General features: G+C 62.6%; 10 protein-coding genes. 4 read left to right on the top strand and 6 right to left on the bottom strand.

The features are described from left to right. Positions 1 to 221: 221 nt before the first annotated feature. Positions 222 to 1,781 carry a TROVE domain-containing protein gene (locus FHT98_RS15565; protein WP_142114577.1) on the bottom strand — a complete coding sequence of 520 codons (1,560 nt, stop codon included), beginning with the start codon at positions 1,779 to 1,781 and terminating at the stop codon, positions 222 to 224. A gap of 218 nt (positions 1,782 to 1,999) precedes the next feature. Between FHT98_RS15565 and rtcR the strand changes: the two genes are divergently transcribed. Then, positions 2,000 to 3,619, top strand: a complete 1,620-nt coding sequence (gene rtcR / locus FHT98_RS15560) for an RNA repair transcriptional activator RtcR (protein ID WP_142114576.1) — start codon at positions 2,000 to 2,002, stop codon at positions 3,617 to 3,619. Positions 3,620 to 3,958: 339 nt separating this feature from the next. Here the strand turns inward: rtcR and FHT98_RS15555 are convergent, their stop codons facing one another. From FHT98_RS15555 to FHT98_RS15535, 5 genes are all read right to left on the bottom strand, one after another. After that, positions 3,959 to 4,705 carry an acetoacetate decarboxylase family protein gene (locus tag FHT98_RS15555; protein ID WP_142114575.1) on the bottom strand — a complete coding sequence of 249 codons (747 nt, stop codon included), beginning with the start codon at positions 4,703 to 4,705 and terminating at the stop codon, positions 3,959 to 3,961. Positions 4,706 to 4,732: 27 nt separating this feature from the next. After that, positions 4,733 to 6,523 (bottom strand): ABC transporter permease subunit, encoded by a 1,791-nt coding sequence (locus FHT98_RS15550; RefSeq protein WP_142114574.1) that lies wholly within the window; start codon positions 6,521 to 6,523, stop codon positions 4,733 to 4,735. After that, entirely contained in the window at positions 6,520 to 7,536 is a 1,017-nt protein-coding gene (locus tag FHT98_RS15545; RefSeq protein WP_248309333.1) for an ABC transporter ATP-binding protein, read from the bottom strand. The genes FHT98_RS15550 and FHT98_RS15545 overlap by 4 nt, the downstream gene beginning before the upstream one ends. Before the next feature lie 124 nt (positions 7,537 to 7,660). Further along, on the bottom strand, positions 7,661 to 8,734 hold the full coding sequence (locus FHT98_RS15540; RefSeq protein WP_142114573.1) for an ABC transporter substrate-binding protein: 1,074 nt from the start codon (positions 8,732 to 8,734) through the stop codon (positions 7,661 to 7,663). A gap of 236 nt (positions 8,735 to 8,970) precedes the next feature. Beyond that, positions 8,971 to 9,792: an IclR family transcriptional regulator gene (locus FHT98_RS15535; protein WP_142114572.1), complete on the bottom strand. Its 822-nt coding sequence runs from the start codon at positions 9,790 to 9,792 to the stop codon at positions 8,971 to 8,973. A gap of 214 nt (positions 9,793 to 10,006) precedes the next feature. Here FHT98_RS15535 and FHT98_RS15530 point away from each other — a divergent pair, with 214 nt between their 5' ends. From FHT98_RS15530 to FHT98_RS15520, 3 genes are all read left to right on the top strand, one after another. Next, the gene (locus FHT98_RS15530; RefSeq protein ID WP_142114571.1) at positions 10,007 to 10,759 is read left to right on the top strand and encodes an SDR family NAD(P)-dependent oxidoreductase; all 753 of its coding nucleotides are present in this window, start codon (positions 10,007 to 10,009) and stop codon (positions 10,757 to 10,759) included. A 115-nt stretch (positions 10,760 to 10,874) separates the two neighbouring features. Then, positions 10,875 to 12,563, top strand: a complete 1,689-nt coding sequence (locus tag FHT98_RS15525; protein ID WP_142114570.1) for a thiamine pyrophosphate-dependent enzyme — start codon at positions 10,875 to 10,877, stop codon at positions 12,561 to 12,563. A gap of 566 nt (positions 12,564 to 13,129) precedes the next feature. Further along, complete coding sequence (locus FHT98_RS15520) at positions 13,130 to 14,125, top strand: site-specific integrase (protein ID WP_142114569.1); 996 nt, start codon at positions 13,130 to 13,132, stop codon at positions 14,123 to 14,125. The last annotated feature ends 936 nt before the right edge of the window (positions 14,126 to 15,061 follow it).

Genomic DNA, 15,061 nt, shown 5'->3' with positions numbered 1-15,061 from the left:
GTCTCCATTTCTTCGAGGTCATGACGACAAGTGGTGATGAAACATCGCCCGTCTTGCGGCGGACACCTGCTCTTCCGCTGAGCTACGGGCCCTCAGATGGTGGACCCGGCGGGGATCGAACCCGCGACCTGGAGGGTTACAGCCTGTAGTTCCATCGGCATTCGTCATGCCGGTTCGAAATCTCTCCCCGAAACCCCGGCGGCCGGATTGCCGCCGGGGGCCTAAACCGTGATGGCCTCGATCTGCTCCACCCAATGGTCGGCCCCGGTCTCGGCCCTGGCCATCGTGGCGATCACCTCGAAGACCTGGTCGGAGAAGCCGCCGACATTCAGGATGTCGGCCTGGCCCTTCGCCTGCGTCGTGGTGGTGGGCTGGATGTCGATGCAGACGAGCTTCGCCTGCGGGTTCGACAGCTTCACCTTGTTCCACGCCTGCATCGTCGCGGTGCCCTGATGCGCATGCGCGGTGGCATCCACCCAGGACTGGTTGTCCGAGACGAAGACGACGAGATCGACCTTCGCCTGCTCCTGCGCCAGCCGCTCCAGCGGAGCGGAGCAGTTGGTCCCGCCGCCGCCGATCGCAGCGAGCCTGGCCGCATTGGTCATCACCGCATCGCGCGGATTGAGGTCGATCTCGACCACAGCCTGTTCGAAGGGCAGCACCCTCGCCGTCCGGTTCGCCCGCAGGAACGCCGCCGCCACCAGGGCCGCGACATCGATGCAGCGCACCTTGCTCGTTGCGCTCTGACGGTGACCCGTCACGGGCGAGCTCATCGAGCCCGACACGTCCGGGCAGACCACGATGCGTCCGTCGATCGCAGGCACGTTGGCGAGCGCGACGTCCATCGCGTCCTGCAACGCCTCCTTCACGACCTTGGGCACCGCTGCGTCAGCCGTGGTGAAGGCCACCATCAGCTGATACGGGAACACCCTGGCGCGCCGGATCTCGTCCGGATTGCGCAGCCGCCGCGCCAGTCGCTCGGCGAAGCCCTCGACCTCGAACACGCCGTTGCGCGCGAAGCTGTTGAGGTTCTGCCGCAGCATCTGCCAGCCGGCCGTCTCGGCGATCGCGACCCAATGCTCCCTGGTGAGGGGCAGCGCGGTCAGCATCTGGAACGGCACGGCCGGCACCGGCAGCGACGGGTCGCGCTTGAACGCTTCGAAGGCCTTGACCAGCTCGGGCAGCGCCAGCACATCATGCGGCTTGCCGATCAGGTAGCCATAGAGCGCCGCCCGCGCCGCCGATGTTGGCTTCGGGTGCACCATCTTGATCACATCGGCCAAAGACGGCTCGTTGCCGACCGCGGCACGCATGATCTCGACATCGCTCGCCTGTTCGAGCCAGGCCTGGACGAAGCGCTTGGGCCGCGTCCCGAGCGACTTGCGACCGGTCGCGCCGGAGCGCATGACCTGCACGAAATTGCGCAGCATCCTGCCGTTCCGGACGATGCGCGGAAACGCGCGGCCGAACTCGTCGCCATGCAGGCAGGACAGCACCGCGAGCAGCAGCGCCGGCATGTCCTTCATGTAGCCCCTCTCGAACGCGAACACCGCGGTCTTCGCCAGGAACTCCGGCTCGACCTGCCAGGCCAGTTCCAGAACTTCGGTCAGCTGCTCCCGCGCCCCGGCATAGAAGGTCGCGTTGAACGTTCCCGTCGCCGCCAGCTGCGCCAGGGCCTGCCGAGGCGACAGGCTGTAGGCCTGTGCCCCTTCATGGTTCCTGGTGTCAGTGCGCGGGAGCAGCTTTCCTGCCATCGTCGCAAACACGGATTTGTTTGCCATCATCTTCGTCCTTCGTTTTCACGAGCCGGTCATTTCAGGCTTCGTGCCAACTCCGGAACAGGGGTGACGAATTGGCGACAAATGGCGAATCAAACTATTGAAAATACTGATGATAAAATTTTTCTGACTGCACATTTCCCACAGTCAGCAAGGCTGTTGGCACCAAGATAATTTATCCCATAAGATCGAACTATAGAACATGAGATAAACCTGAAATCATGCGCCGCCGTGTCGCCATCAGCATTCTCGGAACAACCCTCGACGCCGGCCGCGGTGAGCGCTGGAAACGCTGGCGCCCCACCATCGGGCTCTGCCAGCAGCAGGGCCTCTTCATCGACCGCCTCGAGCTGATCCACGGCGCCAACTCCAGCGGCCTGGCACGCGAGATCATCGCCGATATCGAGAAAGTGTCGCCGGCGACCGAGGTCAGGCTGCATGTTATCGAGATGGCCGACCCCTGGGATTTCAGCGAGGTCTATACAAGCCTCCGGGACTTCGCTCGCGCCTATGCGTTCGATCCCGATCGCGAGGACTACCTGGTCAACATCACCACCGGCACGCATGTCGCCCAGATCTGCTGGTTTCTCCTGGCCGAGGCCCACTACATCCCCGGTCGGCTAATCCAGCTCTCGCCGCCGCGTGGCCGTCCGGAGACCAGCGACTTTGCCGGCAATCATTCGATCATTGATCTCGATCTCTCGCGCTATGACGCCATCGCGACGCGGTTCGCGGCCGAGCATGAGGAAGCGACCTCCTTCCTGAAATCCGGCATCGCCACGCGCAGCGCCGCCTTCAACGCGATGATCGACCAGATCGAAAAGGTCGCGATCCGCTCACGTGCGCCGGTCTTGCTCACCGGCCCGACCGGTGCCGGCAAGTCGCAGCTCGCCAGGCGCATCTATGAGCTGAAGAAGGCCCAGCACCAGGTCCCCGGCGACTTCGTCGAGGTCAACTGCGCGACGCTGCGCGGCGATCAGGCGATGTCGACCCTATTCGGCCATGTGAAGGGCGCCTTCACCGGTGCCCAAAGCGACCGGCCGGGGCTGATGAAGGCTGCCGACAAGGGTGTTCTGTTTCTCGACGAGATCGGCGAGCTCGGGCTCGACGAGCAGGCGATGTGCCTACGCGCGATCGAGGAGAAGCGCTTCCTGCCGATGGGCTCCGACCGCGACCGGATCTCGGATTTCCAGCTCATCGCCGGCACCAACCGCGATCTTTCGCTTTGCGTCCGAGACGGCACCTTTCGCGAGGACCTGTTCGCGCGGCTCAATCTCTGGACCTTCCGCTTGCCGGCGCTGCGCGACCGCAAGGAGGACATCGAGCCCAATCTCGACTTTGAGCTGCGCCGCTTTACCGAACGCGAGCGGCAGAACGTGACCTTCAACAAGGAGGCGCGCGAGCTCTACCTCAAGTTCGCTGTCGCGCCTGATGCCGCATGGCACGCCAATTTCCGCGACCTCTCGGCGTCCGTTACGAGAATGGCGACACTGGCGCCGCAAGGGCGCATCAATGAGGCGACGGTGCGCGATGAGATCGCCCGGCTCTCGGAGCATTGGCGCGCCGGTCAGACGAACGCCCCCGATCTTGAGGGGCGGCTGGCGGATATCCTAGGGAGCGAGCGGGTGGAAGAGATCGACCTGTTCGACCGAGCTCAGCTGGCGGCGGTCATCGCCGTCTGTCACGAGAGTCGCACGCTCAGCGCGGCGGGGCGCAAACTGTTCTCGGTCTCGCGCACTACCAAGACGAGCGGCAACGATGCCGACAGGCTGCGCAAATATCTCGGTCGTTTTGGACTGAAGTTCGAAGATGTGTCCGAGGTGTCAACCGATCGCCACTGAACAAGGCGTGTCGATATGGAGCATTGCCTGTCAAAGGCAGCTAGCCGAGGGAGCAGGTCCCTCCGAAGCTGGGTTTCGTCGCCCGCGACTTTAAGTTTATCCCTCGAAAATCAATGAGTTGCCTAGCGCTTTACTTAGTAGGAGCGCATGATGGTAGCCGAAGGCATGACAGAGTCACAGCCTGCATACATGGCAGCTCAGCCCGCGAAGGCAGGTGTCGCCGCCTTGCCGTGGCAGAACAGCCCGTCCAAGCTTCGGAACACGAGGTTGCGCTCGTTCAGAGGCGGCCGGATGCGCCCCGACAGCCTCTCGGCCACCATGTCGTGATGGTGCGGCTTGTCAGCCCTTGAGCTTGTCGTGAAAGACCCGTCCGTATCCGAGCTTGAACTCGGCTACGACATGCTCGGCGCCAATCACGCGGGACACGCCAAGCTCCATCAGCGGGTCCATCTCGCTGCGTCCGCCGAGCAGAACCGCTCCCGAGCCGCGGCGCTGGCTGAATACCTTTGCGCCTGTCAGCTCGTTGAGAATGATCTGGTCGACATCGAAACCCTCGCCGTCGGCACGCGGGATGCGTTTGACCTGCAGGCGCGGATGGAGAAGCGGTTTCTCGAAGGTAACTTCGTCCGGGCGGTAGCTCAATTTGATCAGAGAATGCCCTAGCCGTGAAACGCTGGCGGTGATGCTGCCATCGGCGGCTTCCTCATAGGTCACGGCACCAAGCTTCTTCGGATAACCCCAGACCTCGCGGCCACCGGCCATGGAATCGTCGGTGGTGACGAATTCATAGAGGACGTGGCCGCCAGTTACGCCGCCATAGGCGGCCTGCACGACAACGCCGCCCTCCAGGTAAGCGCGCGGCCCCATGGCGCGATTGTCCATGTCATGGACCTCTGGGCAGTCCATGACAAAGACTTCGATCTGATTCGAAACGTATTCGAAATCGGCGGGCAGGGCCTTGCGAATACCCTCTGGGGAGGCCTCGCAGAAGACCGATAGCTTGCGGTAGCCGACGTAGTGGCGCGGCAGGGCCTTAAACAACGGCGTGCGGTCAGGAACCGTAAATGGGCGGTCGAAATTGGACATAGCAGCACCTTTCAGTCGGGAAAATCGTTATCCGCGCAGTTCGATGGCGGTTGAGCCCGCCCGGCGCTGATAGAGAGCCACCACCAGCAGGATCAGGGTCAGTCCCAGCAGGATGACCGTCGAGACGGCGGCCAGCCCTGGGGAGACCTGGTTGATCGCGTCCTCCCACATCTGCTTGGGCAGGGTCGCGGTCAGCCCGCCCGTTACGAACAGCGATACGGTGAGCTCGTCGAACGAGCTGATGAAGGAGAAGATGAAGGCCGAGACCATGCCTGTCCCGATCAGCGGCAGCGTCACGGTTCGGAAGACGCGCAAGGGGCGCGCTCCGAGGACGGCAGCCGCCTGGTCGAGCCTCTGGTCGTAATTGCGCAATACCGAGGAGACGGTGATCACAACGAGCGGAATGGCCAGAACCGCATGGGCGATAATGAGCCCGAACGCCGACCCGAGCAGGCCGATCTGCGCATAAAGCGAGAACAGGGCGATCGCCAGCACCATATGCGGCAGGATCATCGGCACGATGATGAAACTCATCAGCGCGGGCTTGCCCGGCAACCGGCCTCTGACCAGCGCGAACGCTGCCGGGGTGCCGACGGCCGTGGCGATAATCGCCGCGCCGAGCCCGACAAGCAGGGAGCGCACGATGGCCGATACCCAGATCGGATGCAGCAGATAGGTCTGATACCAGCGTAGCGTGAAGAATTCCGGCGGCCAGCGCATGAACGAGGATGTCGTGAACGAGACCGGGATCAGGAACAGCACGGGCACCAAGAGGAATGCCACGATCAGGCCGACGATGATCGCCAGTGGAACACGCAGTCCGCCGGGTCTCGGCCTGAACCCGACCCCCGCCATGGCAGCCTCGATGATCCGACCGGCCCCGGAAAGAACCTGCCCGATGCCGCCGACCACCCGGATCGCGAGGTGGGAGACCGAGCGACGCAGCGAGCCCCGGCTGCGGCCCGATTCCATCCCCGTCACCGCGGTCATGCCGAACAGGCTCTGGTAGATCGCCACGATTGCGAGCGAGACCGTCAGCATCAGCACGCAGGCCGCGCCGGCAAAGCCCCAATCGAGCGACGTGCTTAGCTGGTCGATGATGATCTGCGTGATCACGGTCTCGCGCCGGCTGCCCAGCAGCGCGGGATTCACGAAGAAGCCCAGGCAGATGATGAAGACCATCAGCGCTGCCGCGGCAACGCCGGGCATAGACAGGGGCAGATAGACGCGCAGGAAGGATTGCGCCCCCCGGGCACCGAGCGTCGACGCGGCCCGGCCGTAATGCATGCCGATGTTCTGCATGGTCGAGAGCATGGTCAGGATCGCCAGAGGCAGCATCGCATGGGTCATCGCCGTGATGACAGCGAAGAAACTATAGGAGAGCTCGAGCGGCCGTTCGATCAGCCCGAGGCTGATCAGCGTGCTGTTGATCGTGCCGTTGCGGCCGAGCAGGATGATCCAGGCGAAGGTTCGCACGAGATAGCTCGTCCAGAAGGGCAGCACGACGAGCAGGATCAGGCTGGAGCCCGCGCGTGTCGTCGCCATGAGATAGGCAACCGGATAACCGGCAAGGATGCACAACAGCGTCGTCATGCCGGCGAGCTTCAACGTCGTGCCGATGGTGGTGACGTAGGTCGCGCTGCCGAACAGGCGGATATAGTTCTGCACGCCAATACTGCCGTCGCTGGCGACAAAGCTTGATGCAAGGAAATAGACGACCGGCCCCGCATAGACGAGGAGAAGCAGGATCAGGGCTGGCGCCAGTGGGGTGGCCTCTCCCAGGATGCGGCAGCTACGGCTGCCCACCGGCCCGCTCATGCCGGATCTCCCACACGGATGACATCCTGGCTGGCGCAACACAGCGTGATATCCTGCCCGATGACGAGCTGTGTGACGGCGCGGCCGGTCGGGATCTTCGCGATGAGCGCGGTCCCGTCAACGCAGGCGACATCGAGGCGTGTCATCGGCCCCAGCATGGTGACATCCGTGAGTCTGCCGCTCAGCCGATTGTCCGCCGCCTCGCCTTCGCCGAGCGAAAAGCATTCGGGTCGGATGAGAAGTGAGAGTGCTCCGAGGGGCGCTGGGGCGGGACCGTCGTAACGGATCGTCGCGCCGGCGGCTCTGGCGGCCCCGGGCTCGGTGCCCGGCTGCGCGGTGAGGATGTTTGCCTCGCCGAGGAAATTGGCGGCGAACAGGTCGCGCGGGGCGAAATAGAGGTCAGCAGGGCGGCCCAGCTGCACGATACCGCCATTATTCATCAGGCAGATGCGGTCCGACATGGACAGCGCCTCTTCCTGATCATGGGTAACATAGATGATGGTTACGCCGAGTTGGCGGTGTAGCCGCCTGATCTCGATCTGCATCTGCTCGCGCAGGCGCTTGTCGAGCGCGCCCAGCGGCTCGTCCATCAGAATGATCGAAGGCTGGTAGACGACCGAACGCGCGATCGCGATGCGCTGCTGCTGTCCGCCCGAGAGTTCCTTCGGGAAGCGCTGCGCCAGGTGATCGAGCTGGACCAGTGCGAGCGCATCGCGCGTGCGCTTCGTGACTTCGGCCTCGGACAGCCCGCGCACCCGCAGCGAAAAGGCGACGTTCTCGAATATGTCGAGATGGGGAAACAGCGCATAGTTCTGGAAGACCATGCCGATGTCGCGGTCGTAGACCGGCGTGTAGGTGGTGTCGCGACCGTCGATAACGATCCTGCCGCTATCGGGCAGCGCGAGCCCCGCGATCGTCATCAGCAGCGTCGTCTTGCCGGAACCCGAGGGTCCGAGCAAGGTCAAGAACTCGCCCGCGCGAACCTCGAGATCGGTCGGCGCCAAGGCAACCACGCTCCCATAGCGCTTCTCGACGCCGGATACGGAAAGTTTGATGGCGGCGGCGCGGGCGCCGCTCGCCTCGGCCTTTACAGGCGTGATCGTCATCTCGGCAGACCTGCCTCTCGCCGGCTCGTCATCACTTGACCACCCATTCGTTGAAGCGGGCTGCGACTTTTTCGAGATTGGCGGCCCAATAAGCACCGTTCTCCATCACCATGTTTTCGACGCGTCCGGGTGCGGTCGGCATCAACTCCACGCGCGCCTTGTCGATGAACTCGAAGGCCTTCGGATTGGGCGGGCTGTAGGGAACCCACTTCGAGTATTCTGCCTGCCGGTCCGGTCTGGCGCAAAACGCCAGGAATTCGTGACACAGCTTGGCCTTCGGGTTGCCCTTGGGGATGGCGTAACCGTCCGGCGCCCAGATGCCCTGGTTCCAGACAATCTTGTAGGGAGCCCCGTCGTCGATCGCTGCCTGGACGCGCCCGTTATAGGTGGACACGATGTCAACCTCCTGGGAGGCGGCGGCCTGCGAGGACTGAGCCCCATTGCTCCACCACAGATTCACCCCCGGCTTGATCTCGTCGAGCTTCTTGAAGGCGCGGTCGAGATCGAGCGGATACACGCTCTTGATGTCGATGCCGTCAGCCATGGCGGCGGATTCGAGGGTATCGATCGGATATTTGCGCAAGGCGCGGCGGCCGGGGAAGTTTTTGAGGTCGAAGACATCGGCCCAGGATTGCGGGCCTTTCTCGCCATACGTCTTGGTGTTGTAGGCAAAGATGGTGGCATAGATCTGCATGCAGACGCCCCATTTCGACTTTGCATCCGGCAGGATGTCGACGATGCCCGGAGCCGATGTGTCGATCTCGTCGAGATAGCCAGCCTTACCCAGGATTTCCTGGGCCTGTAACGAGAGCAGGGCCACGTCCCAGAGATAGGATTTGCTGTCGACGATGGTTCGTATCTGGCTCAGTGGCTCGAGCTGTGAGGTCACGCCCACGACCTCGACACCCTTCTCTTGCGAGAACGGTTTGTAGAACGCCTTGATCGCTGCGTCGTTCACGACGCCGCCAGGATCACGCACCACCAGCCGCTCCGCCGCAAAGGCGCGGCCGATAAAGGGGGTAGCGAGCGGAACGATGCTGCCGGCGACCAAACCCTTGAGCACCTTGCGGCGTCCAAGTTCGAAGCTTCCCTTGTCGTAATCCATGGAAATCCTCCTCGCGCTGCACAATGGCCAGTTAGGAACCGTGCCCGTATCACGGCCAATAAATTGCAAATAATGCAACTTATTTCATTATAAGAAAATTCCAACACGCGGTGACTGGCTTGTCAACCGCGCTTGTCTCACTTGTTACTGGTCGATGGAGGTGAAGCTTAACCCAAGGTCTGGCCCGTCGCGGCCGGTGTGCGTAGCCCGGCCGCAATCCGCCTGCAGTAAAGCCCTCAAGGCGCGGCGGAAATCGCCATATAGGTCTCGACTGCAGCCAGGATCGATGCCTGATCGGCGCTCGAATTGCGCGAACTCCAGAACGGATCGCCAATCATGGAACCGATCTCGCAGCCGACCTCAGTCAGTATCTGCACTCCGGACGCGATGTCGTCGGGGCTTGCCGAATGCAGCGAGACACTGAGAGCCATCGGCGTCGCCTCCTTCGGAGAAGCGAAGGCGACGCCGATCGAAACGGTGTCGACGAAAAGCTCGTCAATGATGATGCTCCAGCCATGCTCCCGGATGAATGCCATGTCCGCGAGAACCGCTTCGATGTCAGTCTTGGACTTCTCCGTCCAAGCATCGAGCTTCTTTCCAGTGAGCAGCCTGCGCAGCTCGGTGTCGGACATGCGGGCCAGCAGCGCCTTCCCGGCGGCACTGGCGTTGGCGGGCAGCAGATTACCCGGATTGACGTAGAAACCCTGGTCGCGCGGGCCCGGAAACCGGCTGATCAGCATGTTGTTGGTTTCGGTCAGCACGGAAACCCAGCACGTCCGTCCGGTCTGATCGACGACCTTGCGCGCGCCATCATTGATGCGGTCAGAAAGCCGATTATGTGCGTGGTAGAGCAGGCCGAGCCGATAAGCCAATGGCCCGGGCCGGTAGGATCGATCCGGCTCACGCTGGATGATGCCCGATGTCGCAAGCGCCGCCAGAAGCCGCGAGGAGGCGCTCGCCGTCAGGCCAAACCGGTTGGCGGCGCCGCTGACGGTAATCGTCTGGGTATCGCCGTCGAACATCGTCAAAAGCTGCGCTGCTGTCCTGACCGTCTTCACCGAACTCTCCTCAGTCCAAACCTGTCGTCACGCGTCGCGCGGGCGCGTTCCCTAGCACAAAGGCGGCTTACCTAGGCTCGATAGGCGCCCGAATCTTCTGCCTTTAAATTGCAAATAATGCAACTAATTTATCTATTGGCGAAATCTCCGAAGTCTGTAATCGTAATGGCGCCCGGCGCGACGCGCTCCGGCCTGTCCATCCAGGGAGCCAGGCATGTCTGAGAATCGCAGGAAGGTCGCTTTGATCACAGGAGCCGGCCGCGGCATCGGCAAAGCGACGGCATTGGTCCTCGCGAGCAAGGGGTTCGACATCGCGGTCCACGACATCGATGGGACGACCGCCGCAGAAACGGCTTCGCTGATCCGCCAGAGCGGCGTCGATGCTGAGAGCTTCGCCGCCGATGTCTCCAATCGCGACGCAATGGGGGCCGTGGTGTCGGCCGTCGAAGCCCGGTTCGGTGCCATCGACGCGCTCGTCAACAATGCGGGTATCGCCTCGGATCGCTGCCCGCTCGAACAGGTGACCGAGGCGATGTTTCAGCGCTCGATCGGCGTGCATGTCGCAGGGACGCTCTGGACCACGCAAGCGGCGATCATCGGCATGAAGCAGCGCAATGCCGGCAGCATCGTCAATCTGTCGTCAATCCAGGCCCTCGTCGGCTGGAGCGAAGGCGCGACCTACAACGCCGCCAAAGGCGCACTGATCGCACTCTCCAAAGGCTGGGCCAAGGAATTCGCGCCCTGGAACATCCGGGTCAATGTCGTCGCGCCGGGCCACACCGAAACCGAGATGACGGTGCGCAACGACTCCGCGGAGCTTCGCGCGGCCAAGGCGAAGACGATACCGCTTGGCCGTTATGCCAGGCCGGAAGAAATGGGAGAGGCCATCGCCTTTCTCGCCAGCGATGCCGCGTCCTTCGTCACCGGGCAGGTTCTGAGCCCCAATGGAGGCTTCGTCATCACCTGAAAAGCGCCCTCGCGCGCTGCGTTGAGACCACCGACTTGCCTCAGACGAACCGCTGTGATGCGGGGCGGCAAGGGCAATTACCCCTCGTTGCCAAATCAATTTTGCAAGGAAAGACATGACTACGAAGAACATGAAGACGGGCGCGGAGGCGGTCAGCGACGCTCTGGTCAAGCTTGGCGTGACGCATATCTTCGGCATGGATACGCCGGAGCCGCTCTACGTCGATCTCGACCCGAGCATCCAGCCGATCACGATCCATGACGAGCGCGCCGGCGCGGTCATGGCCGATGCCTTCGCGCGGGTCTCCGGGCGTGTCGGCGTCTGTGGTGCGATCCGCGGACCGGGCGCGACAAATCTGGTTTCAGGCCTGGCCGAAGCCTACAGCACCTCAACTCCGGTGCTCGCACTGGTCAACGATGTCGCGACCCCTAATCTCGACCGCAACCCGATCCAGGGCATCGACCATATTCGCCTGTTCGAGCAGATGACGAAGTGGGGCCGCCGCGTGGATGCGCCGGAGCGGACCGCCGAATACGTAGTTCACGCCATGCGTGTCGCCACGACCGGTCGCCCCGGCCCCGTCGTGCTCTCCTTCCCGGACTCCGCTCTCGTCAACGGCCCGGTCAATCCAGTCGAGATTCTCGAGCGGAGCACGTATCCGCGCGTGCGCATGGCTGCCGATCCCGCGAGCATCGCCGCAGCGGCGCGGCAGATCGAGGCGGCCGAAAGGCCGATCGTCATCGCCGGTGGCGGTCTGCATCTGTCGCAGGGTTATGCGGAGTTGCAGACGCTCGCGGAAAAGCGGCAAATCCCGGTCGCGACGACGCCGCTCGGCAAGGGCGCCATAGCGGAAATCCACCCGTTGGCGGCAGGCGTCGTCGGGGCCTACACGGCCGGACATGGAGCACGCGGCTGGATCGCGAACCAGGCGGTAATGGAAGCGGACCTGGTGGTCCTGATCGGCACGAAGACCGACTCCATCGCGACCAATGACTGGACTATCCCGTCGCGGGACCAGAAGATCATCCATATCGATATCGATCCGATCGAGCTCGGCCGGACCTATGCGGCACTGGAGATCGCCGCCGATGCGAAACTGGCGATCAACCAGCTCTGCGAGGCCTTGGCCCCGTGCGCGGAGGTTTCCGCCTGGACTGCCGAACTGCAAGCAAAAATCGCCGCGTGGCAGGCCGATTTCGATGCCTTCGATATCGGCGAGACCGAAATCGATCCGCGCCAGATTTATCGGACGCTGAACAGCCTGCTCGGCGCGGACGACATCGTCGCCACGGATGCCAGTTATTCGTCGGCCTGGGGCATGGATTTGCTCCGCTACAAGACGGCGGGCCGAAAATTCCTGGCGCCACGCGGTTTCGCCGGCCTCGGCTGGGGCGTGCCGGCAGCTATCGGAGCCAAGTTCGCCAAGCCGGATTCAGCTGTCTATTGCGTCACCGGTGATGGCGGCTTCGGCTATGTGGCGATGGAGATGGAGACGGCAGCGCGCTATAATGTGCCGATTTGCGTCATCGTGCTTAACAACGGCATTCTCGGCTTCCAGCAGCATTATGAGAAGCACCGCTTCGGCAAGACGATGGAGACGACGTTCACGCCGGTGAACTACGCCGATCTGGCACGCACGCTCAACTGCGACGGTATCCGGGTGTCGACGCCAGCGGAACTGGAAGCTGCCCTCCAAAAATCCCGGAACCTGAGCCGCCCGTTACTGATCGATGTCGTCGTGCCGCCGGCGGAGAAGCCCCCGATCGCAACCTTCGCCTCCTCCCCGGCCGAAGCGCGCCATTGAGGCGCATGCCAGCGATCCGGATCCAGCTGGTTTGCGGCCGACCGATCTCTGCAGCTTTCGGCGCCCTAATCTGTAGGGCGCCGAATTCGTTGCGGCGAAACTGATGGAGGAGCGTTCTAGGCGGCTATGCCGGTAGCAATCCAGTCGAATATACTGGATATCTTAGCGTTCAACTGCGCGGCGTTGACGTTCAGCCGCCGAGGCAAACATAGGGCTGTGATCGACAAGGCTCGACACTATTTTACAATCCCGCTGGCTCACCACTGTGCGACCCGTTGCTGCAAGCCTTAACAGCGCCCACGCTTTTCCATCAGCCGATGGTTCAAGGGTGTGTTTTATGGTGATCGAGAGAGCATTGCCTACCGAAGGTGGATCCAGGCGGAGAGCGGGATCTTCGGAACTCCTTGACCGAGCAGGGTTCCATTGGCCGAGAGAACCTGCCTGAGCGGCGATCGGCACAACAGGGCCACATACAGCTCGGAATATCCCATCGCCGCGTCCGGAAACCTCCTTGGCGGGGCTGCCTGGGCGTCCTGTAGTCATTGGACGAACAGGACTGATCCGCAATGGCGACGATCCGGAAACTCCGGGGCAGATGGCAGGCACAGGTGCGACGGCGCGGCATGGCGCCTCGTGCCAAGAGCTTCGACCAGAAGGCCGACGCTGAGAAGTGGGCGCGGTCTCTTGAGAGCGAGCTCGACCGGTGCGGAATGCTGCCGGACACGCGCGTAGCTGAATCTACGACGCTCAGGTCGATCCTAGAGCGCTACATGACTGAGATCTCACCCAGGAAGCGCAGCGCCCATACCGAGATCTCGCGGATCAAGGCGCTGCTGCGTCGCCCGCTCTGTCACCGGACGTTGACGCTGCTCTCGACCTCGGATCTCGCGACCTACCGCGATGAAAGGCTTCGGTCGGTCTCGCCATCGACCGTGATCCGCGAGCTCAACACGATTAGCCATGCGATTGATACCGCGATGCGTGACTGGGACATCTATCTGCACCGGAACCCTTGCAAGCTCGTGCGCCGTCCGAGCCCACCTCGAGGACGCAATCGCCGCCTGCGCGATGATGAGGAGCAGCGGCTGCTTGATGCCGCAGACAGCGGTAGAAATCTCTACATGCGCGACCTGATCGTGCTCGCGGTCGAAACCGGCATGCGGCGCGGTGAGCTGCTATCACTCGACTGGCAGCACGTAGCCTTGGAGACGCAGATCGCGCACCTACCGATGACCAAAAACGGCGAGTCCCGTGACGTTCCTCTGTCCTCGCGAGCGCGCGGCGTGCTCCAGCGACTCTGGCAGGGCCAAGGAAGACCGTCAGCAGGTCGAGCGCTGCCAACCAGCGAAAGTGCGGTCGTCCAAGCCTGGGGCCATTTGTGTGGCCGTGCGGGCATCTCCGGCCTGCACTTCCACGACCTGCGCCACGAGGCCGTCTCGCGACTGTTCGAGAAAGGGCTGAATGTCGTAGAAGTCTCTACGATCTCCGGCCACAAGGAGCTGCGGATGCTCAGTCGCTACGCGCATCTTCGGGCGACGGATCTCGTGAGTCGACTGGGGTAGTGCTCATGAGAGCCCGGCGATGCCTAGCCAGGGTCTAGGTCCAGTGCGCCCGTGACAACCATTTGACAGGTCTTGTCTTCGAGCGGGCGCCGCCTGAAGTCCAGCTTACGGGCATCCTGAATTCCCGGAGCAGCGCCTGCCCGCTGGCAGAAAGGGCGCTGTCTAGGTTGCCTAACGTTTACATCCAGGTTGCATCCGTCAACTTCAGCCCCGAAAAACGCCGAAAATAGGTATTTCCGACGCCCAGAACGTTGTCATGGCGCAACCTGAAACGGTATTGAGATACCGCATAACGCCTTGAACGTTGTCCGGACGTTTACATCGAGTTGACAGATCCGGGCCAGAATCAGCTTTTTTCCGAAACCCGTAGGTTCGTGACCGGTCGAGCGATCGAAAGCGAGCAGCTTCACGAGCTCATGCAGGGCAAACGCAGAGATCGCGCTCACCGTAGCGCCCGGATTGCGAACTCTGCTCACCGAGCTCCTTGTCGGCGCACAGCAAGAACCCTGATCAGGTCGAGTGCGGAAATATATCCGAGCTGTCAGTTGAACAGCAGCCCCGACAGCCGTCGCTCGGCGCAGTCGCGTCGCCTTACACTCTCGGACCGCCGGTTCGAGCCAGCACCGCGATTAAGTTTCAGCTCACACTGACTGATCGATGCGAGCCGAGGGCATCGGAGATGATAGGTCTGGAAGCGCCGGCATCGTTCTTTGGGGCGAGCACCGATGCCGCCCGTCCTCCTCTTACGACGATAACGCGCCAGCGCGGACGCACCGGAACGAAGTCGAAGTCCTAGAGAAATTCAAGTGAACTGATGGGAGTGCCTTCCGTGTCGGAGACGACTTTCCTGTCCAATCCTCCCATGTCCGCCCGGTGTTGTTGAACGAGAGGATTCACGCCCAGCCGGGAGCCCTTCCCGCTCTCCGGGTCGGAGAA

The sequence above is a fragment of the Allobosea sp. AK1 genome, from assembly GCF_006714945.1.
Taxonomy (GTDB): domain Bacteria; phylum Pseudomonadota; class Alphaproteobacteria; order Rhizobiales; family Beijerinckiaceae; genus Allobosea; species Allobosea robiniae.
Note: the sequence above shows the minus strand (reverse complement) of the source record. Positions and strands in the feature narration are given on the sequence as shown.